Below are 293 nucleotides of genomic sequence, written 5' to 3' on the forward strand. Positions count from 1 at the left end.
ATCTGTCTTATTTGTGTGTTTAAAATATAAAAATAGCAGGAAAGCAAAAATCTTTCCTGCTATTTTTCTTTTAGATAACCTCATTAACAATGCTAACTTAATGACATTGAGAACTTGGTGTTGAATTTTATTTTCCTTTACCACACCACCCTTGGCAAAGAGGTACAAATGAAAATACAAATGGCTTAATAAGAGAATATTTCCCGAAGGGCTTTGATATTACAAATGTTCCTCACGAACTAGTTCAGTTAGTTGAGTATAAACTAAATACTAGACCAAGAAAATGTTTAGGG

Annotated in this window: 1 pseudogene; it reads left to right on the top strand. The window is 31.4% G+C overall.

The features are described 5' to 3' along the window. Positions 1-110: 110 nt before the first annotated feature. Positions 111-293: pseudogene (locus ACK2WN_RS12390) on the top strand (IS30 family transposase); the annotation flags it as partial.

Source organism: Peptacetobacter sp. AB800 (assembly GCF_047807365.1).
GTDB lineage: Bacteria > Bacillota > Clostridia > Peptostreptococcales > Peptostreptococcaceae > Peptacetobacter.